A 19,205-nucleotide genomic window follows, 5' to 3' on the forward strand; every position below is an offset into this window, starting at 1 on the left:
GACCCAGGGGCTCATCTAGCCACCGAGATATCGTGCGCATGGAAGCCTTCGTTCGCGTGGGCGACAGGGCCCACCGAGAACCGGAAAACACATGGTCGAAATCGAGTTGAAGTTCCAGATCCCCGCCACGAGCGCGCAGGCCGTGCAGCGGGCGGTGGCCACATCCACGGCGCAGATCACGCACCTGCGGGCGCAGTACTTCGACACCCCCGATCGCCGCCTCGCAGCCGCCGGCATGGCCTTGCGGCTGCGGCAGGAGGACGAGCGCTGGGTGCAGACGCTCAAGGGCCGCGGCGACGGCCACCTGCATCGGCTCGAACACGAGGTGGTGATCGAGACGGCGGGTGGCGAGCCGGTGCTCGACATCACCCGCCACGCCGGCACGCCCGCGGGCGCCGCGCTCGCGGCCACGCTGGCTGGCGACGGCGACGCGCTGCGCGTGATGTTCGAGACCGACGTGCAGCGCACCCACCGCATGATCCGCAGCGGCAGCGCCCGCATCGAGCTGGCGCTCGACATCGGCGAGATCCGCTCGGGCGCGGCGCGGCTGCCGCTGCACGAGATCGAGTTCGAGCTCAAGCAGGGCCCGCTCGCCGGCCTGATCGCGCTGTCGTCGCGCTGGGTCGAGCGCCACGCGCTGTGGCTCGACGTGCGCAGCAAGGCCGAACGCGGCGACCTGCTCGCGCGCAGCGTGAAAGTGAATGCTGCCACGCTGGCCGAGCAGCCCACGCTGCGGGCCGACATGAGCGCCGACGCCGCGCTGCGCGCGATGGTCGGCGCCTGCCTCGCGCAGATCCTGCCCAATGTGGCGAACCTGGCCGGCGGCGTTGGCGAGGCCGAGCACCTGCATCAGGCGCGCGTGGGCCTGCGGCGCCTGCGCAGCGCGCTGCGGGTGTTCGGTGAAGGTTCGGACGATGTCGACGCGACCTGGCAGCCCGCGCTGGCCGAACTCTTCGCGCATCTGGGCAGCGCGCGCGACCGGGACGTGCTGGCCGACACCTGGCTGCCTGCGCTGCGTGCGGCGGGTGCGCCGGACTTGTTCGACGGTTCGGCCACGGCTGACGAAACCGACGGCATTGACACGGTCGGCGAGGCGCTGCGCGCACCGGCCTGCGGCCTGTTGCTGCTCGATCTGATGGCCTTTGCGCACGGTGCGGCGCAGACCGCCGAGGCCGCGGATCAGCCGTCGGACCTGTCGCTGACCGAGCGCGTCCGCCCGCTCGTCGAGCGCCTGCATCGACAGCTCGGCAAAGATGCCACCGAGTTCCTGACCTGCGACGACGCTCGCCGCCACCGCACCCGCAAGCGCCTGAAGCGGCTGCGTTATGCGGTCGAGCTGGTGTCGTCGGTGTGCCGCGGCAAGGCCGTCAAGCGCTACCTCGCGCGGCTGCGGCCGGCCCAGGATGCGCTCGGCCTGTACAACGACCTGACGGTGGCCGAGGCGCTGTTCAAGCGCCGCCTCGAACACGATCCGCGCGCCTGGTTCGCGCTCGGCTGGCTGGCCGCGCAGCGCCAGAAGCTGCTGGCCGACGCGGCCCAGGCACTGGCCGAACTGCCGCGTTCAGCGCGGATCTGGCGCCGCGACTGACCCACCAGCCCGCCGCAGCGCGGGCGCGTCAGCGCAGGCCCAGCAGCGCCGGCAGGCCGGTGGCGAGCAGCGGCAGCCACGCGATCGCCAGCGTGCCCAGAAAGATCGCCAGCAGCGCCGGCAGCACCGAGGCCGCCACGTAGTGGATCGGCTTGCCGAACATGGCCGAGGCGAAGTAGATGTTCATGCCCGCCGGCGGACACAGGAAACCCATCTCCATGCCGGCCAGGAAGATGATGCCGAAGTGCACCGGGTCGATGCCGTAGCTCAGCGCCACCGGCAGCAGCAGCGGCACCAGCACCACCAGCGCGGCGTAGATCTCCATCAGCGCGCCGGCCACGAACAGGAAGGCGGTCAGCGCGAGCAGGAACACGAAGCGGTTGGGGATGACGCCCTGCACCCACTCGATCGCCGCATCGGGGATGCCGGCGTCGACCAGGAAGTTGGTCAGCCCCAGCGCCATGCCCAGGATCAGCATCACGCCGCCGATCACCTGCGCGCAGTGGCTCAGGCACTGAGCCAACAGGCGCGCACCCAGCTCGCGGTGCGCCACGGCCTGCGTCAGCACCGCGTAGGCGGCGGTCAGCGCGGCGCTTTCGGTGGGCGTGGCCAGGCCGCTGGCGAGCGAGCCGATCGCCACCACCGGCGCCAGGATCTCCCATTTGGCCGCCCAGGCCGCGGCCCGCACGCGCGGCGCAGCCAGGTCCGGCGCTCGGGTGACGGTGACGTCGGCGGCTTGGGCGGAATCGGTGCGAGCGCCACGCCGCAGGTAGCCGCCAAACACCAGCAGGAAGGCCACCATCACCGCGGCCGGCAGCAGGCCGGCGACGAACATCGTGTTGATCGGCACCCGCGCGATGATGGCGTACATGATCAGCGGCACCGACGGCGCCAGCAGCACGCCCAGCGCGCTGGCGCTGGTGACGAGGCCGATGCCGCGCCGCTCGGGGAAACCGGCGTTGCGCAGCAGCGGCAGCAGCAGGCCGCCGAGCGCAAGGATGGTCACGCCGCTGCCGCCGGTCAACGCGGTGAAGAACGAACACAGCACCGCCGCGGCCACCACCGTGCCGGTGACGCCGCCGCCGAACAGCGCCGTGAACACCGCGCCCAGCCGCTGCGCCGCGCCGGTGCGCGCGAAGATCAGCCCGGCCAGCGTGAACAGCGGCAACGCCGGCAGCGACGGGTTGACGGTGATCTGGTAGTGCGACAGCGGGATCGACGCCAGCGGCAGCGCGTCCTGCCAGAACAGCGCCAGCGCCAGGCCGCCCAGCACCGCGAAGATCGGCGCGCCGGCCAGCAGCAGCGCCAGCAGCACGAGCAGCGCCGGCCACAGCATCAGGCTCTCGCCATCGAACTGCCAGGCCAGCGCGTAGCCGATCGCCGGCAGGGCGACCGCGCTGACCCACCGCAGCCGGCTGGAAAAACAGCGGCTGCCGAGCTTGAGGCCCAGCAGCACGAAGCCGACCGGCATCGCCGCCTCGACCCACCACAGGCGCAGGCCGTAGGCCAGCTCGTGCGCGACCTCGATCTCGCTGGCCACGAAGCGCCAGCTCGCCAGCGCCAGCAGGCCGCAGATCAGCGCCGCGCCGCCGTGGGCAAACAGCCGCACGGCGGCCTGCACACGCGCGCCACCGAGCCGGGCCAGGCCGCTGCCCAGCGTCGTCAGATGGCCGTGGCGCTCGGCCGCCACGGCGCCGAACATCGCCAGCACCAGGCCGAGGTGCTGAACCAGCACCGGTGCGTTCTCGACGCCGCGGCCGAGCAGCGGGCGCAACAGGATCTCGACCAGCGGGATCAGCGTCATCAACACCAGCGCGGCGGACGCCAGCACCTCGTCGAAACGGCCGAGCGCCCGCAGGCGGCTGCGCAACGGCGCGGCCACGGCGGGTGCCGATGCAGGGGCAGCCGTGTTCATCGGGGCTTGCCGGCGCGGTAGGCCTTCAGGTGCATGAACACTTCATCGAAGGTCTCGGCCGGCACCATCGCGCCGCGGATGCGCGGGTAGAGCTTGTCGGCCAGCTCGTTCCATTCGCGCATCTGTTCGGGCGTGGGGCGGTTGACCACCAGGCCGCGTTTCTTCATCGCGTCGACCGCTTCGTCGACCTCCTGGCGGGCCTTGCTGCGGATCTGCAGACCGATCTTCTCGCCGGCGGCGCGCACGCTATCCTGCGCGGCGGGGCTCATCTCGTCCCACGCCTTCTTGGTGACCACCAACGCGCCGACGATCGGCGCCCAGTTGATCTCGAGCATGTTGGGCGCCGTGGCGTAGACCTGGCTGGCGAGCGCGAAATACGGCGTCGACGGCACCACGTTGATCATGCCGGTCTGGATGGCGGGCAGGATGTCGCTGGTCTCCAGCGGCACCGGCGTGTAGCCCAGGCTCTTCATGATCTCCTGCTGCTCGGTCTCGGAGCCCCAGGCGAAGAACTTCATCTTCTTGTAGTCGTCGGGCCGGAAGGCCGGCTCCTTCGAGAAGAAACGCACCCAGCCGGCGTCGCCCCAGGCGAGCACGACGAAACCCTTGTCGAGGAACTTCTTCTCCATCGCCGGGCGCATCTTGTCGCGCACGTAGTCGACCTCTTCCCAGCTGCGAAACAGCAGCGGCAGCGACTGCAGGGCCGCCACCGTCGGCTCGATCTCGCGCAGCCCCACGACAGACAGCAGCGCGCCCTGCAGCTGGCCGATGCGCATGCGCCGCGCCAGTTCGGCCTCGCCACCCTGGCTGCCGTCGGTGAAGACCAGGTACTTGGCGTCGCCGCCCTGCGCCGTGCGCCAGACCTCGCCGAGCTCCATCAGCTGGCGGTGGTAGAGCGAGTTCTTGGGCACCAGGGTGCCGATGCGCAGCGGCTTGACGGCGGCCGAGGCGCCGGTGGCGCAGAGCAGGGAGAGGGCGATCAGGCCGAGGGAGACGAGCTTGCGCATGGGGTTCATTCGGGTTCGGAGGGCGCCAGGATGGCGGGGAACGGTCAGAAAAGGTCGTCGGCCGAATCGAGCAGCCATTGCGCGCGTTCGCGCATCACCTCGTTCTGCAGATCGCGCCGTGCGGCGCTGGCCGCCAGCGCCTGGCGCAGCAGGGCTTCGAAGGCGGGCCGATCGGCCGCCGGCAGCGCGATACCCTCGGCCTTGGCCACGAAAGGACCGGCGCGCAGGCCTGCGCCGAGTGCGATCGCGCGATCGAAGTAGGCCGCCGCCTGCTGGCGCGAGCCACCCGGGCGCGCGGCCTCGAAGCTGCCCATCAGGCTGGCCAGTGCGCCGTCGCCGTGATCGGGCGCTTTCTGCCACGCCAGCGTGGCCAGGCGGATCGCCAGCGGCAGGTCGGCGACCGCGTCGGGATCGTCTTTCGACAGCGAGATGGCGCCGCCCCACGAGGCCGCCGCCCAGTACGCGAGGCCGATCTCGTCATCGGCCAGGCGCGGCCATTTCGAGGCATCGGCACTCGCCAGCGCCTGGGCGAAACCCGGTGAGCGGTGTGACAGCGCGGCCATGGCGTGGCGGTACGCGCGCCGGTAGAGCCGGGCCGCGCGCTCGCGCAGCTTCTGGGCCGCCTTGGCATCGCGGGCCTCGATGCGCTCGGCGTCGAAGGCGACGAAGGCGTAGGCGTATTGCGTGAAGCCGGCCGCCACCGACTCGGCAAGCGGCAGGTGGCCGGGGGTCTGGCGCAGCACCGATTCGGACAGCTTGAGGTGGAAGGCGGCGGCCTCGCGCGCCAGTTGCAGATCGTCTTCGACCACCTGGCCCTGGCCGGCCAGTCCGTCGGCCATGCCCTGCACGATCAGATGACGCGGCGAACACGCGCACAGCATCGCCAGCAAGGCCAGCAGGCCGAGCCGCGCGCAGACCCGCGGCAGCGGATCGAGAAAACGAGTGACGAGCAGGGGCACCATGCGCCGATGCTCGATCACGCGCATGACAGGCCGGTGGCACCGTTGTGTCGGCGCCATGACGGCTGTGCCGACGCCGTGCAAGGCCGGCTCAGGCAGGCGTCAGTGCGCGCCCTGGTCGATAGAATCGGCCATCAAGGAGCGCCCTCATGGAATCGCAAAGAGAAATCGACACCCGCGGACTGACCTGCCCGCTGCCGATCCTGAAGGCCAAGAAGGCGCTGGCCGACATGGCCAGCGGCGACGTGCTCAAGGTGCTGGCCACCGACCCCGGGTCAGTGCGCGATTTCCAGGCCTTCGCGCGTCAGACCGGCCACGTGCTGGTCGAGCAGCAGACGTTGCCGGGCAACGAGTTCATCCACGTGCTGCGTCGGCGCTGAGCAGATCGCCCCACTGCGAGACCGTCGGCGCAGGGTCGCCCTCCGGCTCGCACAGGCAGGCCAGGCCGGCCTGCACCAGCTGCATCGCCGCCAGCTGCATGTCGGCAAGCTCGTCCTCGCACACCAGCTCGGACAGCGCCGTGTAGCCATTGAGCCGCATCAGCAGATGGGACTGCGCAGGCGACAGGCCTTCGTTGCCCAGAACCACCGCCTGACCCGCGCGGGTGCGATACAACACGGATGCCGAAGTGAGTGACTGCATCGGAGTTCCTTTCGATGGGTGTGCGAAATGACCGCGCATTCTTCCACGTGACCCGTCAACGGAACACGGCGCGGCGAGAGACAAATTCAATCGCTTCGCACGGCCTGTTCAGGACGCCAGCTGCAGCGTCAGGTCGCCGACCCGGGCCCAGGCCGCGGCCTCCTCGCGCAGCAGGTGCATGCAGCGCGGGTTGTCGCGGGCCCAGGTGGGGTCGAGCACCAGGGTGGCGGTGCCGGCGACCAGGCCGAGCTCGGGCACCGACTGCAGCAGATCGCAGCGGGCATGGAAGAACAGCACCGACAGCCGCAGCGCGAGCACCTGCGCGACCCGTTTCGGATCGGCCAGCATGGCCTCGATCTTGCGCAGGCCGCCGCGCTGGCCCAGCACCAGGTCGGCCAGGCGGCGCTGCTGGCTCTGCGAAAACCCCGGCGCGTCGATGTGCGCCAGCAGGTAGGCGCTGTGGCGGTGGTGGTCGTGGTGCGACACGCTCATGCCGATCTCGTGCAGCGCGGCGGCCCAGGCAAGCTCCTGGCGCGCCTCTGCGTCAGGCGTGCGCACCATCTGGTCGAACAGCGCCAGCGTCAGCGTCTGCACCCGCTGCGCCTGCAGCAGGTCGACCTGGAAGCGGCGCTGCAGCTCGGCCACGGTCTCGTCGCGCCAGCCGTGGCCGTCGGGCTCGCGCCGCGCCTGGATGCGCTGTGCCAGGTCGAAGATCACGCCCTGGCGCAAGGCGGCGCGGGTCGGCCGCAGCTCGGCGATGCCGAACTGATTGAGCAGCGCGGCCAGGATCGCCAGCCCGCCGGCCAGCACCGCGCGACGCTCGTCGCGCAGGCCGGGCAGGGTCAGCGCCTCGACCGAGCCGGCGGCGATGCACTGGCGCATGCACCAGCGCAGGCCGTCGGGCGTGATGGTGCCGTCGCTGCGGCCATTGGCCTGCAGCAGCTGGCTGACCGCGCCGGCCGTGCCCGACGAACCCAGCACCTCGACCCAGCGCTCGCGTCCGAAGGCCTGCAGCGCCTCTTCGAGCTGCGCCTCGGCGGCGATCTGGGCCCGGCGAAAGGCCTGCTCGGTGCAGCGGCCGTCGCCGAAATAGCGCGCCGACAGGCTGACGCTGCCGATCTGGAACGACTCGGCGATCTTCGGCGTGCGGCCTTCGCCGAGGATCAGCTCGGTCGAGCGCCCGCCGATGTCGACCACCAGCCGCGCGTGATTGCCGGGCTCCAGGCGCGACACGCCGGCGTAGATCAGCCGCGCCTCCTCGCGCCCGGAGATCACCTCGATCGGATAACCGAGCACGTGCTCGGCCTGGAACAGGAAGGTGTCGCGGTTGTTCGCCTCGCGCAGCGTCTGCGTCGCCACCGCGCGCAGCTGGCCGGTCGGCAGGCCGCCCAGGCGCTGGCGAAAGCGCGCCAGGCAGGCCAGGCCACGCTCGGCGGCGGCGCGGTCGAGGCGGCCGTCGGCATCGAGGCCGGCGCCCAGGCGCACGGTTTCCTTCAGGTAGGCGATGCGCCGGTACTCGCCGTCGCGGATCTGCGCCAGCTCGAGGCGGAAACTGTTGGAACCGATGTCGATCGCGCCCAGCACGCCACGCCAGTGCACGCCGTGCGACGACGGCAGCAGCAGCGGCACATCGTCGATGCGGTGTTCGGCGTGCTCGCCGAGCACGTCCAGTTCGTCGGCCGCCGTCATGGCCGCAGGCCCGTGTCGACGGTGCCGCGATTCATCGTTGTCATGCAATGCGATTCATGCTGTTCATGGAGCAGGCCAAGCCCGCCCACTTCGTGACAGCTTACGGACGCAACATGACAGGACGATGGCAGCGGCGGCCCGCTCACGCGGGCACGCCGCTGCGCGCTCAGCTCTTCTTGCCGCCGTTGCGGGCCTTGACGGCGGCCTTCTCGGCCTTGGGCTTCTTGGGCCGACCGGTCTTGAGCGGCGGCACCGACTGCAGCGCCGCCAGCAGCTGGGCGTCGTCCATCGCCGCCAGGGTGGCGATGCCGGCACGCAGCACCTCGCTCTTCTTGGCGTGATGCGCCAGCGCCAGCGCGCGCCGCTTGAGGGCCTCGAGCTGGGCGTACTCGAGCTCGGGGATGGTGAAGCTGTCACGCACCAGCCGGGGCTTGGACTGCGCCACCTCCGGCAGCACCGCGGGCTGGGCCGGTTTCGCGGGCTTGACGGGCTTGGCCACCTTGACGGCCTTGGCGGGTTTCACCGGCTCGGCCGCCGCGGCCTTGACGGCCTTGGCCGGCTTGGCGACCGGGGCCACCTTGGCCGGCTTGGCCGCCTTCACGGGCGCTGCCGGGTCCGCTTCAGCGGACGGCTTGACCGCCTGGGCCTCGCCGGCGCGCTTGGCCGGCTTGCGCACCGCCTTGGCGGCGGCGGGGGCCGCGTCGGCCGGTGCACTCGGCGCTGCGGCGGGGCTGTCGTCGATGCTGGCAGCGTCGGTCCTGGACTGGGGCATTCGGTATCTCCGTAAACGATATAAACGGTTTATTCTAAATCAATCGTCATTCTTCTTGCGGAAGGCCCACCAGCCGGCCACGAACATGAAGGTGATGACGATGCCCACGATGATCAGGAAGCCGTGCGCATGCTCGGCCAGCGGGATGCCGCCGACGTTCATGCCCAGCAGGCCGGCGATGATGTTGATCGGCAGCGCCAGCACCGTCACCACCGTCAGCACGAACAGGCTGCGGCCGGTCTGCTCGTTGACCTGCGCGGCGACCTCTTCCTGCAGCAGCTTGACGCGCTCCTGCAGCGCCACCATGTCGCGCAGCACGACCGAGAACTCCTCGGTGGCGTCGCGCAGGTCCTGCACGTCGGTCTCGGTCATCCACGGCGGCGGATGCTGCAGCAGGCGGAACAGCGCCGCCGGCTCGGGCAGCAGCAGGCGCTGCAGGCGCACCAACAGCCGGCGCATGGCGCCCAGGCGGGCGCGCTTGTGTTCGAGCCGACCCGACAGCAGCCGGTCCTCGACCTCGTCGACCCGGTTGGTCATCTGGCGCGCCAGGTCGCCCAGCACGTCGACCTGGTGGCGCAGCAGCTGGGCCAGCAGGTCGGCGCTCGAGCGCACCGGCTCGCCGTCGCGCACCGACACCCGCAGCTGGTCGACCGATCGCAGCGGCTTGCGCCGACCGGTCACGACCAGGCGCCGGTTCAGGCAGATCCACAGCGTCGCGGTGTCGGAGGGCTCGAAGGCGAAGTCGAACTGCAGGTCGTTGACCACCGCCAGCAGCGTCTGCTCGACGCGTTCGACGCGGGTCGAATGCAGGCCGCCGCGCAGGGTGTCGAAAAACGCCTCGGCCAGATCGGTGTGTTCGGCCAGCCAGCGCTCGGCGGCCTTGTCGGCGAGGTTGAAATGCAGCCACAGGAAGCTGTCGGGCGCGGGCGTGCCATCGTCGGCAGCGAGGTCGGCTTTCAGCCAGGCGGCGGCGGCCTCGGCGCCGATGGGCGTGGCGGTGGGCGCAAACAGGTAGCCGCAGATCAGCCCGGCGGCGTCGCTGCCGAAGGTGGCCTCTGCGGTGGATGCGCGCCCGGGGCGGGCCGGTTCTTTCCGGCTGAGGGCGTTGCTCAGGCTGCTCACGATCATGGGCCCTGGGGGTGGAAACGGGCCGAGTCTGCCGCAAGCCGCCCGCCGCACGTGCCCGGGTCGCAGTCTGTTGCGCGCCACACGGTTCACGAAAGCGTCACGGCCGCATCAAGCCGCTGTCATCTGCGGCGCGGAGCATGCGCCGCATGAATGCCTCCGCCCTGCCGATCCTGCGCATGCCCGGCTCCCTGAGCCCGGCGGCGAATCTGGCTGCGAACCTGGACGCGGGGGCCGACACGGCCGACGTCGAGCTCGACGTGCCGCCGTCGCCGGGCGATCACCTGTCGGTGCGCAGCGTCTTCGTCTCCGACATCCACCTCGGCACGCCCGGCTGCCGGGCCGACGCGCTGCTGGATTTCCTGCGCCACGTGCACTGCGAGCAGCTGTTCCTGGTCGGCGACATCGTCGACGGCTGGCAGCTCAAGCGCCGCTGGTACTGGCCGCAGGCGCACAACGACGTGGTGCAGAAGCTGCTGCGCGCGGCCCGCAAGGGCACCCGGGTGGTCTTCATCCCGGGCAACCATGACGAATTCGCGCGGCGCTACCTGGGCCAGCAGTTCGGCGGCATCGAGGTGCACGAGGACTTCGTGCATCGCAGCGCCGACGGCCGCCGGTTCTGGGTCATGCACGGCGACCTGTTCGACGGCGTGGTGCAGTGCGCACCCTGGCTGGCGCACGTCGGCGACCGGGCCTACGAGTTCACGCTGCGGCTGAACCGCCACCTCAACTCGCTGCGGGCGCGGCTCGGGCTGCCGTACTGGTCGCTGTCGCGCTACCTCAAGCTCAAGGTCAAGCGCGCGGTCAACTTCATCGGCGACTTCGAGGCCGCGGTGGCGCACGAGGCCCGCAAGCGCGGCCTCGACGGCGTGATCTGCGGCCACATCCACCATGCCGAACTGCGCCAGATCGACGGCATCACCTACGCCAACGACGGCGACTGGGTCGAGAGCCTGACCGCACTGGTCGAACACCCCGACGGCCGGCTCGAGATCATCGACTGGGCCGAGGTGCTGCGCGCGCGCCACCACCGCGACACCACCCCGTCGCGCGCCGAAGCCGGCACCGCGCTGGCGGGCTGAGCGAGCCCGCCGACCCGCCGTCACGGCATCGACACCGAAAGGTCACGTCGACGTCACCCCGGCTCATCAGCATGCCGCCATGCATGCACCTGTCGTCGAATTCGATCCCCTCGCCGGCCCGGCCCCGATCCTCGGCCGCACCGACTGGCTGCTCTGCCTCGGCGCCCTGGCTCTGGCCGTCGGCCTGCGCGTCAGCGGCTTCGACCGGGCGCTGTTCCACCTGATCAACGCCCCGGCCGCGCAGGCCGCCACGCTGTGGTCGATGCTCAGCGTGGCCGGCCTGGGCCTGAGCGCGCTGCTGCTGTGCCTGTCGCTGCTGCCCGGCCCGGCCCCGGCAAACAACCGCCATGCCCCGCTCGACCCGGCACCGGCGGCGGCACTGATCGGCGGCCTGCTGCTGTGTTTCCCGATCGGCGGCGCGCTCACGCACCTGTTCAAGTTCGCGCTGGCCCTGCCACGCCCGAGCGCGGTGCTGCCGGCCGGCGATCTGGTGGTGATCGGCGACGCGCTGCTGCGCAACTCGATGCCGTCCGGCCACGCCGTCACGGCGTTCGCGATGGCCGGCCTGCTGACACGTTGCCTGCGGCTCGACGGCGGGCCGCGCCTGGCCGTGTTCGGCGTGGCCGCGGCGATCGCCTGCTCGCGCATCAGCACCTCGGCACACTGGCCCAGCGACGTGCTGGCCGGTGCCGCGCTGGGCTGGCTGGTCGCGCCGCTGGCGGTGCAGATCGCCGGACGGCTGGGCCTGACGCGCTGGCTGTGCGGACGCTCGGCACACCGGCCGCTGCTGCTGGCCGCACTGATCCCGGCAATCGTGATGGCGACGATGAACACCGGCTATCCGCTGGCGCGCCCCGCGCAATGGGCGCTGGCCGCGATCGGGCTGCTGGCGGCCTGGCGCCAGTCCGGCCTGCTGCACACGCAGCGGCGCACGCAGGCATTCGACTGGCTGCGACGCCAGGCGCTGCGGGCCGCGGCCGAGCTGCGTGCGGGCCGCGCCGGTGGGGCCACTTGATGCGGCGCGGGCTGCGGCGGATCCGCCTGCCTCGCCATGTCATGCCGCTGATGGCGGCGGCCGTGGCGCTGCTGCTGTTCGCGCTGGTCTTGCGCAGTGTCGACCTGGCGCAGCTCACGCGCAGTGCGGCGGCGTTGCCGCCGCAGGTCTGGCTGGCCACGCTGGCCGGCGCGTTCGCCAGCTTCGGCCTGCGCGCCGCGCGGCTGTGGCTGGAGTGGCGCAGCCGCGCGCGGGTCGACTACCGCAGCTGCCTGCGGCTGTTCCTGCTGCACAACGCCGCGGTGGCGTGGCTGCCGCTGCGCAGCGGTGAAGCGGTCTATCCGTGGTGGTTGCACCGGCGCTGGCAGGTGCCACTGCACGACGCCGCGGCCAGCCTGCTGTGGCTGCGCCTGCAGGACGCGCTGGTGCTCGGCGCCCTGACGCTGGCCTGCTTCGGCCCCGGCTCCATCGGCACGTCGACCCTGCTCGCGGTGCTGCTGTCGCTGCTGGCGCTGACGCTCGGTGCGCGGCTGCAATCCAATGGACTGGCCCGGTGGGATCGCGCCATGCAAGCCGCCTCGTCCACACAGACCCCTGCCCCGGCGCGCGCCTTCACACGCCACGCCGATCGCCTGCTGCAGGCCAGCCGCGCCAGCCGCGGCGGCCGGCTCGCCTGGTGCTGCTGCCTGGCCAACTGGCTGATCAAGCTCGCCGCGGTGGCGTGGCTGCTCGGTGCGCTGGCCGGCCTGCCGGGCGGCGATGCCTGGCGCGGCGCGATCGCCGGCGAGTGGGCCGCCGTGCTGCCGCTGCACGGCCCGGCCGGCCTCGGGCCTTACGAGGCCGGCATCTGGCTCGGTGCCACCGTCCACGACCCGGCGGGTGCGCTGCCGTGGGCCGAGCTGACCGGCGCCGCGCTGCTGGCACACCTGTGCTGGCTGCTGGCCGCTGCCCTCGGCGCCGCTGGCGCGCTGCTGCTCGATCCCCTTCCCAAGACCCCTCGACCGAGGACATTGCCATGAGCGCCCTCCTCACCCACCCCGTGCACTCGCTGCTGCTGCCCGACACGCCCGGCGGCCCGAGCGCCCACCTGTCGCCGGACACGATCGCGGTGGCCCTCGCGGCCGACGCCGTCACCCTGCCGCCGCACCACCTGTCGGTGGTGGTGCCGATGTTCAACGAGGTCGACAACGCCGCGCGCCTGATCGACAGCGTGCAGGCCGCGCTGCAGCACTACCCGCAGCCCTGGGAGCTGATCGTGGTCGACGACGGCAGCCAGGACGGCACCGCCCGGGCGCTGGAGACCCGCGCCCGCCAGGTCGGCGGCCATGTGCGGGTGCTGCGGCTGGCGCGCAACTTCAGGCAGACCGCGGCGATGCAGGCCGGCATCGACGCCGCGCGCGGCGACGTCATCGTGACGATGGACGGCGACCTGCAGAACGATCCGCGCGACATCGCCACCCTGGTGGCGCGGCTGCTGCGCGACGACCTCGACGTGGTGGCCGGCTGGCGCCAGCAGCGCCAGGACGGCTGGCTGCTGCGCCGGCTGCCGTCGATGCTGGCGAACCGGCTGATCCGCCGCATCACCGGGCTGCCGTTCCAGGACCTGGGCTGCAGCCTGAAGGCGTTCCGCGCCGAGGTGCTGCGCGAGGTGCGGCTGTACGGCGAGATGCACCGCTTCATCCCGGCCTGGCTGGCCACGGTGACCTCGCCGTCGCGCATGGCCGAGGAGCCGGTGCGCCACCACGCGCGCCAGAACGGCACGTCGAAATACGGCCTGTCGCGCACGCTGCGGGTGCTGGTCGACCTGCTGGCGGTGAGCTTCTTCCAGCGTTTCGCAGCGCGGCCGGGGCATTTCTTCGGTGTCATCGGGCTGCTGGTGGTGATGGCCAGCCTGGCGGTGCTCGGCTACCTCGGCGTGCTCAAGCTGATGGGCGAGCCGATCGGCACCCGGCCGCTGCTGTCGCTGGGTTTCTTCGGCCTGATGGGCGGGCTGCAGTTCCTGACCACCGGCGTGCTGGCCGAACTGCTGATCCGCATCTACTACGGCGCCCGCCATGCCGCGCCGTATGTGGTGAAGGCCGCGGCACTGGCACCCGCGGCGGCCCCGACCCGTCCGGCCGTCACGCCCGACGAAGCGGCCGAACTCGTGGCGCCGCCCTGGGGCGGGCCGCCAGCGCCGGCCCGGGATCCGGCCCGAGCGGTGTCGGCATGACGGCGCAGCGCCAGCCCCTGCGCTCGGCGCGCTGGGTCTTCGTGCTGTGGGCCGCGCTGCTGCTGGGCCTGCAGGTGCAGGGCCTGGGCGACGCGGCGCTGTTCGACGTCGACGAGGGCGCCTTCTCCGAAGCCACCCGCGAGATGCTGGCCAGCGGCGACTGGGGCCACACCACGCTCAACGGCGAGCCGCGTTTCGACAAGCCGATGCTGACCTACTGGCTGCAGGCAGCCAGCGTGCGGGCGTTCGGGCTCGACGAGTGGGCGCTGCGGCTGCCGTCGGCGCTGGCGTCGTGGGCCTGGGCGGTGGCGCTGGCGTGGTTCGCCTGGCAGCGCTGGGGCCTGCGCGCGGGCATCGCCGCCGGCAGCGTGCTGGCCACCTGTGCCGGCGTGATGCTGATCGGCCGCGCCGCCACCGCCGACGCGCTGCTCAACCTCTGGCTGTGCCTGGCCACGCTGGACCTCTGGCGCGCCCTCGAACAAGGCGACGACGGCCGCGGCCGGTTGATCGATAGCCGCCCGCTGCGCCGTTGCGCGGTCTGGATCGGCCTGGGCCTGCTGACCAAGGGCCCGGTGGCGGTGCTGGTACCGGGCGCCACGCTGCTGCTGTGGACCGGCGCCGAGGCCCTGCAAGCCGGCCATCAGGGCGCCGGACAACGCCTGTGGCAGCGCCTGCGCCCGCTGCTCGCCGACCCGCCGGCCTGGGCGCTGCTGCTGGCGATCGCGCTGCCGTGGTACGTCTACGCGCTGCAGCGCCACGGCATGGCCTTCGTCGACGGCTTCTTCTGGCGCCACAACCTGCAGCGCTACGGCGGCACGCTCGAAGGCCATGCCGGGGCCTGGTTCTATTACCTGCTGCTGCTGCCGCTGCTGCTGTTTCCGTGGTCGGCCCTGCTGCTGCCGGTGCTCGGGCGCTGGCGCGAGGCCTGGCGGCAGCCGCTGCCGCGTTTCCTGCTGCTGTGGGCCGGCTTCGTGCTGGTGTTCTTCAGCGGCTCGGGCACCAAGCTGCCGCATTACCTGCTCTACGGCTTCACGCCGCTGGCGCTGCTGGCCGGACGCGAGCTGGCGCGCCGCACCGCACAAGGCGGGACCGCCCTGGCGCGGCTGCCCCGCACGCTGCTGGCGCTGAGCCTGGTGGCGTCGCCCGCGCTGGGCATCGCCGTCACCGAACTGGTGCGCCAGGGCCTGCGGGCACAGAAGCCGGCGGCCGACGCCTACACGCTGCAGCACGCCCTGCTGGCCGCGCCGGCGCCGACCCTCGGGCTGTGGTTGACCGCCATCGGCGTGGGCATGCTGGCGTGGATGCTCTGCGTGTCCAGCTCCGCCGACGCAGCCGAGCCCGCCGGCTCGCCGGACAGCCGCTGGTTCGGCCGCGCCGCGCTGGCCGGTGCGCTCGGCGTGCTGTTCCACGTCCACGGGCTGCTGCCGTGGTGGGCGGACCGGCTGCAGGCGCCGGTGCAGACGCTGGCGCGACAGGCCCGCGCGCTGAATCACCCGCCTGCGAACCGCCCGCCGGCCACCGTCGTGCAGTGGGGGCTGCACCTGCCCAGCTTCGCGCTCTACCTCGGCCAGGCCTGCCCAAGACGTGCACCCCAGGCCGGCGAGCTGGCGCTGGTGCGCAGCGACCAGCTGCACGCGCTGGCCGAACGGCACGGCAACGCCACCGGCGCCGCGCCGGGCTCGCGCCCCTGGCAGGCGCTGTACAGCCAGCCCGGCCTGACGCTGATCCGCTGGATCGGCGTGCCGCCGGACACCCAGCCCGCCACGGCCCTCGCCACCTGGCAAGCCGGCCCGAACGAGCACCGATGAGCCACCCGCGGTCAGATGCGGCCTGCTGGCTGCCGGTGCTGGCCGTTGTGATCGGCCTGGCGGCGCTGCGGCTGGCCACCTTGCTGCTGGCGCTGCAGGACGGCGACATCGGCCTGCATGTCGACGAAGCCCAGTACTGGCACTGGGCGCAGACCCTCGAATGGGGCTACTACTCGAAGCCGCCGCTGATCGCGGCCCTGATCGCCGCGCTGACCGCGATCGGCGGCGACGGCCTGATCGCCGTCAAGTCCGCCGGCTGGCTGCTCTACCCGCTGACGGCGCTGGTGCTGGCGTGGCTGGCGCAGTCGCTGGCGCGCGCCGATCGGCACGACGGGCCAGCGCGCCCCGGCCCGTCGGACCCGCCCGGGATGGCGCCCACCACGCTGGCGGCGCTGCTGGCCGCGACGATCTTCCTGACCAGCCCGCTGGCCGCCCTGCTCGGTCTGGCCGCCACCACCGACGCGCCGCTGCTGCTGTTCTGGAGCCTGGCCAGCGCCTTGTTGTGGCGCGCCGGCCAGGCCACGGATCGCCGCGAGGCGCTGATCGCCTGGGCGCTGCTGGGGCTGGTCTGCGGCCTGGGTCTGCTGTCGAAATACAGCTTCGCGGCCTGGCTGCCCGGCGCGGCGTGGTGGCTGTGGCTGCGGCACCGGTCTGCGTCGCAAGGCGCCAGGCCGCCAGGCCTTGGCGCCGGCCCCTGGCTGGCGGGTGGGCTGATGGTGTCGATGCTGCTGCCGCATCTGCTGTGGAGCGCAGGACAGGGCTGGCCGACGCTGCAGCACACCGTCGAGATCACGACCGCCGCGGCGCCGGCGGGCGACACGGCCGGCCGGGGCGATGCGTCGTGGGCCGGCGCGCTCGCCCGCGTGGGCACCGTGCTCGGCGGCTTCTGCGTCATGCTGGGGCCGCTGTGGCTGCTGTGGCTGCCCGTCTGGTTGCGCCCGGCTCCGGCACGCCGCGCCGCGGTCGACCGGTCGGCACGCCATTTCGTCCTGACGCTGCACCTGCCGCTGCTGCTGCTGGGCCTGGCCCAGGCCGTCGGCAGCACGCCGCAGATCAACTGGACGGCGCCGCTGCAGCTCGGCGGCGTGCTCTGGCTCGCGCTGCAGCTCTCGGCCCGGGCCCATGCCGCCACGCGCTGGCAACGCACCGCGCTGCTCGTCACCCTGGCGCTGCACCTGCTGGCCGGCACGGCGGTGCCGCTGGCGCAGCGCCTCTGGACCGCACCGGTGTGGGCCGCCACCGGCATCCCGACCGGCGAGCCCGGCACGGCGCTGCCACGCCGCCTCGACATCTGGGCCCGCATGCGCGGCTGGCCGCAGGCCTTTGCGCAGCTGCATGACGCCGCGTCGGCCCACCTGCAGCACTGGCCCGGCAGCCCGGTGATCGCCAGTTCGCGCACGCTGATCGCCCAAGGTGCCTACGAATGGCGCGACCTGGGCGCGCACTGGATGGCCTGGGCGCCACCCGGTCCGGCCCACAACCACTACCAGCTCACCGCGCGCTGGCCGCCTCCGGCCCGCGAAGGACCGCGACCCGACGGCGCGCCGTGCGACGAGTCGGCCGAGCCGCTGCTGATCGTCGCCGACGCACCGCTGCCGGCGGGCCTGCTGGCGCAACTGGCGGCGCCGCGCCTGCTGGCCGAGGCCCGTGCCGCAGCGGCCGGCCACTCGGTGGTCCGGCTGCAGCTCTGGAGCGCCCGCAGCCGCTGCGCCGGCCGGTCCGCCCACCCCATCCGCATCGACAGCCCCGCCCGCCCATGAACCGCTCGACGACCCCGGCCCAGTCACTGCCCCCACGGGCCGCGCCCGCCCTGGCCTGGACCCATCTGCGCCTGCGCCATCGCCGGATGCTGGTCTGGCTGATGGCGACGGCGTCGGCCTGGATGCTGTTCGCCAACTGGCCCGGCATCGACCTGTCGATCAGCACCGAACTGATGAACGCAGGCGGGCCGGATCAGCCGCGTTTTGCCTTCGGCCAATGGACCGCCGTGCGGGTGGTCTACGAGGTCGTGCCCTGGCTGGGCCGTGGCGCCCTGCTGGCGTGCCTGGTGCTGCTGATGCTGCCGCGACCGGGCCGCCACAGCAGCGCCGCGCTGGGCCGCTGGCGACAGCGCGCACCCGCGATGCTGCTGGTGCTGGTGGTGGGCCTGTGGCTGGTGGTCAATGCCGGCTTCAAGGAGCACTGGGGCCGGCCGCGACCGCAGCATGTGGAGGTGCTGGGCGGGCATCAGCCGTTCCGCTCGATCGCCGAGCCGAGCTCGCTGTGCGGCCGCAACTGCTCGTTTCCCAGCGGCCACGCCGCCACCGGTTTCGTGGTGATGGCCGCCGGCCTGCGGGCCGGTGCCAGCCGCCGGCGCCGCTGGGCCTGGGCGGGGCTGATCCTGGGCACGCTGGTCGGCCTGGGCCGCATGCTGCAGGGCGGCCATTTCGCCAGCGACGTGGTGTTCGCCGGCCTGATGATCTGGGGCGTGACCCTGGCCGCCCAGCAGATGCTGCTGCGCTGGCGCGCAGCACGCGGGCCTCAGAACTCGAGCTGGCGCAGATAGCTGCGGAAGTGGTCGCCCAGTTCGCGGTGCTGCAGGGCCAGCTCGACGTTGGCCTGCAGCCAGCCTTCCTTGCTGCCGCAGTCGTAGCGCTTGCCTTCGTAGCGGTAGGCGAACACCTTCTCGCGGCGCAGCAGCGCGGCGATGCCGTCGGTCAGCTGGATCTCGCCGCCCACGCCGCGCGGCTGGGTGGCGATCTCGTGGAACACGCCCGGCGTCAGGATGTAGCGCCCGGCCACGCCCCAGCGTGACGGCGCTTCTTCAGGCGACGGCTTCTCGACGATCTTGGTCACGTCCATCACGCGGTCGTTGACCAGCGTGCCGGCGACGATGCCGTAGCGCTTGGTGTGCTCGGCCGGAACCTCCTGCACCGCCAGGATCGAGGCGCGCCACTCCTTGTACTGCTCGGCCATCTGCGCCAGCACCGGCGGCTCGCCGATCATCAGGTCGTCGGCCAGCAGGACCGCGAACGGCTCGTTGCCGACCAGCCGCTGGCCGCACAGCACCGCGTGGCCCAGGCCCAGCGCCTGAGCCTGGCGCACGTAGATGCACTCCATGTCCTTGGGCTTGACGCTGCGCACCACCTCGAGCAGTTCGAGCTTGTTGGCCTGCTCGAGCGCCACTTCCAGCTCGAAGGTCATGTCGAAATGGTCCTCGATCGGGCGCTTGTGGCGGCCGGTGACGAAGATCATCTCCCGCACGCCAGCCGCGTAGGCCTCCTCCACCGCGTACTGGATCAGCGGCTTGTCGACCACCGGCAGCATCTCCTTGGGTTGCGCCTTGGTGGCCGGCAGGAAGCGGGTTCCGAGGCCCGCGACGGGAAAGATCGCCTTCTTGACTTGCATGGTTTCGTGCGCCCTGACGCTGGAA

The 19,205-nt window shown here is 72.3% G+C and carries 17 protein-coding genes; 9 read left to right on the plus strand and 8 right to left on the minus strand.

From position 1 onward, the window contains the following. Positions 1–91: 91 nt before the first annotated feature. A complete protein-coding gene (locus LCHO_RS17965) occupies positions 92–1,588 on the plus strand; it encodes a CYTH and CHAD domain-containing protein (protein ID WP_012348611.1) in 1,497 nt (498 codons plus the stop codon). Positions 1,589–1,616: 28 nt separating this feature from the next. On the opposite strand, the gene LCHO_RS17970 is transcribed toward LCHO_RS17965, so the two are convergent. The 3 genes from LCHO_RS17970 to LCHO_RS17980 are packed head-to-tail and all read right to left on the minus strand — an operon-like array spanning position 1,617 to position 5,472. Beyond that, positions 1,617–3,503 carry a TRAP transporter large permease gene (locus LCHO_RS17970; protein ID WP_012348612.1) on the minus strand — a complete coding sequence of 629 codons (1,887 nt, stop codon included), beginning with the start codon at positions 3,501–3,503 and terminating at the stop codon, positions 1,617–1,619. Next, positions 3,500–4,510 (minus strand): TRAP transporter substrate-binding protein, encoded by a 1,011-nt coding sequence (locus LCHO_RS17975; RefSeq protein WP_150105515.1) that lies wholly within the window; start codon positions 4,508–4,510, stop codon positions 3,500–3,502. Before LCHO_RS17975 ends, LCHO_RS17970 begins: the two co-directional genes overlap by 4 nt. A gap of 44 nt (positions 4,511–4,554) precedes the next feature. Then, entirely contained in the window at positions 4,555–5,472 is a 918-nt protein-coding gene (locus LCHO_RS17980; RefSeq protein ID WP_050757529.1) for a TRAP transporter TatT component family protein, read from the minus strand. A gap of 146 nt (positions 5,473–5,618) precedes the next feature. Between LCHO_RS17980 and LCHO_RS17985 the strand changes: the two genes are divergently transcribed. Beyond that, complete coding sequence (locus LCHO_RS17985; RefSeq protein ID WP_012348615.1) at positions 5,619–5,849, plus strand: sulfurtransferase TusA family protein; 231 nt, start codon at positions 5,619–5,621, stop codon at positions 5,847–5,849. On the opposite strand, the gene LCHO_RS17990 is transcribed toward LCHO_RS17985, so the two are convergent. From LCHO_RS17990 to LCHO_RS18005, 4 genes are all read right to left on the minus strand, one after another. Next, the gene (locus LCHO_RS17990; RefSeq protein WP_012348616.1) at positions 5,824–6,111 is read right to left on the minus strand and encodes a hypothetical protein; all 288 of its coding nucleotides are present in this window, start codon (positions 6,109–6,111) and stop codon (positions 5,824–5,826) included. The genes LCHO_RS17985 and LCHO_RS17990 overlap by 26 nt on opposite strands. 108 nt (positions 6,112–6,219) lie before the next feature. After that, complete coding sequence (locus LCHO_RS17995; RefSeq protein WP_012348617.1) at positions 6,220–7,800, minus strand: Ppx/GppA phosphatase family protein; 1,581 nt, start codon at positions 7,798–7,800, stop codon at positions 6,220–6,222. A 166-nt stretch (positions 7,801–7,966) separates the two neighbouring features. Continuing rightward, positions 7,967–8,572: a hypothetical protein gene (locus LCHO_RS18000; RefSeq protein WP_012348618.1), complete on the minus strand. Its 606-nt coding sequence runs from the start codon at positions 8,570–8,572 to the stop codon at positions 7,967–7,969. 39 nt (positions 8,573–8,611) lie between these two features. After that, positions 8,612–9,700 carry a magnesium transporter CorA family protein gene (locus tag LCHO_RS18005; protein WP_012348619.1) on the minus strand — a complete coding sequence of 363 codons (1,089 nt, stop codon included), beginning with the start codon at positions 9,698–9,700 and terminating at the stop codon, positions 8,612–8,614. A 176-nt stretch (positions 9,701–9,876) separates the two neighbouring features. Here LCHO_RS18005 and LCHO_RS18010 point away from each other — a divergent pair, with 176 nt between their 5' ends. The 7 genes from LCHO_RS18010 (at position 9,877) to LCHO_RS22365 (ending at position 18,338) form a co-directional block, all read left to right on the plus strand. Further along, positions 9,877–10,779: a UDP-2,3-diacylglucosamine diphosphatase gene (locus LCHO_RS18010; protein WP_150105630.1), complete on the plus strand. Its 903-nt coding sequence runs from the start codon at positions 9,877–9,879 to the stop codon at positions 10,777–10,779. A 79-nt stretch (positions 10,780–10,858) separates the two neighbouring features. Further along, positions 10,859–11,794, plus strand: coding sequence for a phosphatase PAP2 family protein (locus tag LCHO_RS22360; RefSeq protein WP_012348621.1), 936 nt, complete (start codon positions 10,859–10,861; stop codon positions 11,792–11,794). Between the two features lie 41 nt (positions 11,795–11,835). Further along, complete coding sequence (locus tag LCHO_RS18020) at positions 11,836–12,792, plus strand: lysylphosphatidylglycerol synthase domain-containing protein (RefSeq protein ID WP_050757401.1); 957 nt, start codon at positions 11,836–11,838, stop codon at positions 12,790–12,792. Then, a complete protein-coding gene (locus LCHO_RS18025) occupies positions 12,789–13,985 on the plus strand; it encodes a glycosyltransferase family 2 protein (RefSeq protein ID WP_012348623.1) in 1,197 nt (398 codons plus the stop codon). Before LCHO_RS18020 ends, LCHO_RS18025 begins: the two co-directional genes overlap by 4 nt. Beyond that, the gene (locus LCHO_RS18030) at positions 13,982–15,793 is read left to right on the plus strand and encodes an ArnT family glycosyltransferase (protein ID WP_012348624.1); all 1,812 of its coding nucleotides are present in this window, start codon (positions 13,982–13,984) and stop codon (positions 15,791–15,793) included. The genes LCHO_RS18025 and LCHO_RS18030 overlap by 4 nt, the downstream gene beginning before the upstream one ends. After that, positions 15,790–17,553, plus strand: coding sequence for a glycosyltransferase family 39 protein (locus tag LCHO_RS18035; RefSeq protein ID WP_012348625.1), 1,764 nt, complete (start codon positions 15,790–15,792; stop codon positions 17,551–17,553). The genes LCHO_RS18030 and LCHO_RS18035 overlap by 4 nt, the downstream gene beginning before the upstream one ends. Continuing rightward, positions 17,550–18,338: a phosphatase PAP2 family protein gene (locus LCHO_RS22365; protein WP_012348626.1), complete on the plus strand. Its 789-nt coding sequence runs from the start codon at positions 17,550–17,552 to the stop codon at positions 18,336–18,338. Before LCHO_RS18035 ends, LCHO_RS22365 begins: the two co-directional genes overlap by 4 nt. Here LCHO_RS22365 and galU read toward each other — a convergent pair. Further along, entirely contained in the window at positions 18,314–19,180 is an 867-nt protein-coding gene (gene galU, locus LCHO_RS18045) for a UTP--glucose-1-phosphate uridylyltransferase GalU (RefSeq protein WP_012348627.1), read from the minus strand. The genes LCHO_RS22365 and galU overlap by 25 nt on opposite strands. Positions 19,181–19,205 lie beyond the last annotated feature (25 nt).

The organism is Leptothrix cholodnii SP-6, assembly GCF_000019785.1.
Lineage (GTDB): Bacteria > Pseudomonadota > Gammaproteobacteria > Burkholderiales > Burkholderiaceae_C > Sphaerotilus > Sphaerotilus cholodnii.

What these genes read in the sequence shown, in the direction of transcription:
- LCHO_RS17975 (WP_150105515.1), bottom strand. Translation starts at nt 4,510, where the DNA reads ATGCGCAAGCTCGTCTCCCTCGGCCTGATCGCCCTCTCCCTGCTCTGC.
- LCHO_RS22365 (WP_012348626.1), top strand. Translation starts at nt 17,550, where the DNA reads ATGAACCGCTCGACGACCCCGGCCCAGTCACTGCCCCCACGGGCCGCG.
- LCHO_RS18005 (WP_012348619.1), bottom strand. Translation starts at nt 9,700, where the DNA reads ATGATCGTGAGCAGCCTGAGCAACGCCCTCAGCCGGAAAGAACCGGCC.
- LCHO_RS18030 (WP_012348624.1), top strand. Translation starts at nt 13,982, where the DNA reads ATGACGGCGCAGCGCCAGCCCCTGCGCTCGGCGCGCTGGGTCTTCGTG.
- LCHO_RS17995 (WP_012348617.1), bottom strand. Translation starts at nt 7,800, where the DNA reads ATGACGGCGGCCGACGAACTGGACGTGCTCGGCGAGCACGCCGAACAC.
- LCHO_RS18025 (WP_012348623.1), top strand. Translation starts at nt 12,789, where the DNA reads ATGAGCGCCCTCCTCACCCACCCCGTGCACTCGCTGCTGCTGCCCGAC.
- LCHO_RS17965 (WP_012348611.1), top strand. Translation starts at nt 92, where the DNA reads ATGGTCGAAATCGAGTTGAAGTTCCAGATCCCCGCCACGAGCGCGCAG.
- LCHO_RS18035 (WP_012348625.1), top strand. Translation starts at nt 15,790, where the DNA reads ATGAGCCACCCGCGGTCAGATGCGGCCTGCTGGCTGCCGGTGCTGGCC.
- LCHO_RS18010 (WP_150105630.1), top strand. Translation starts at nt 9,877, where the DNA reads ATGCCCGGCTCCCTGAGCCCGGCGGCGAATCTGGCTGCGAACCTGGAC.
- LCHO_RS17970 (WP_012348612.1), bottom strand. Translation starts at nt 3,503, where the DNA reads ATGAACACGGCTGCCCCTGCATCGGCACCCGCCGTGGCCGCGCCGTTG.
- LCHO_RS22360 (WP_012348621.1), top strand. Translation starts at nt 10,859, where the DNA reads ATGCATGCACCTGTCGTCGAATTCGATCCCCTCGCCGGCCCGGCCCCG.
- LCHO_RS17980 (WP_050757529.1), bottom strand. Translation starts at nt 5,472, where the DNA reads ATGGTGCCCCTGCTCGTCACTCGTTTTCTCGATCCGCTGCCGCGGGTC.
- galU (WP_012348627.1), bottom strand. Translation starts at nt 19,180, where the DNA reads ATGCAAGTCAAGAAGGCGATCTTTCCCGTCGCGGGCCTCGGAACCCGC.
- LCHO_RS18000 (WP_012348618.1), bottom strand. Translation starts at nt 8,572, where the DNA reads ATGCCCCAGTCCAGGACCGACGCTGCCAGCATCGACGACAGCCCCGCC.
- LCHO_RS17990 (WP_012348616.1), bottom strand. Translation starts at nt 6,111, where the DNA reads ATGCAGTCACTCACTTCGGCATCCGTGTTGTATCGCACCCGCGCGGGT.
- LCHO_RS17985 (WP_012348615.1), top strand. Translation starts at nt 5,619, where the DNA reads ATGGAATCGCAAAGAGAAATCGACACCCGCGGACTGACCTGCCCGCTG.
- LCHO_RS18020 (WP_050757401.1), top strand. Translation starts at nt 11,836, where the DNA reads ATGCCGCTGATGGCGGCGGCCGTGGCGCTGCTGCTGTTCGCGCTGGTC.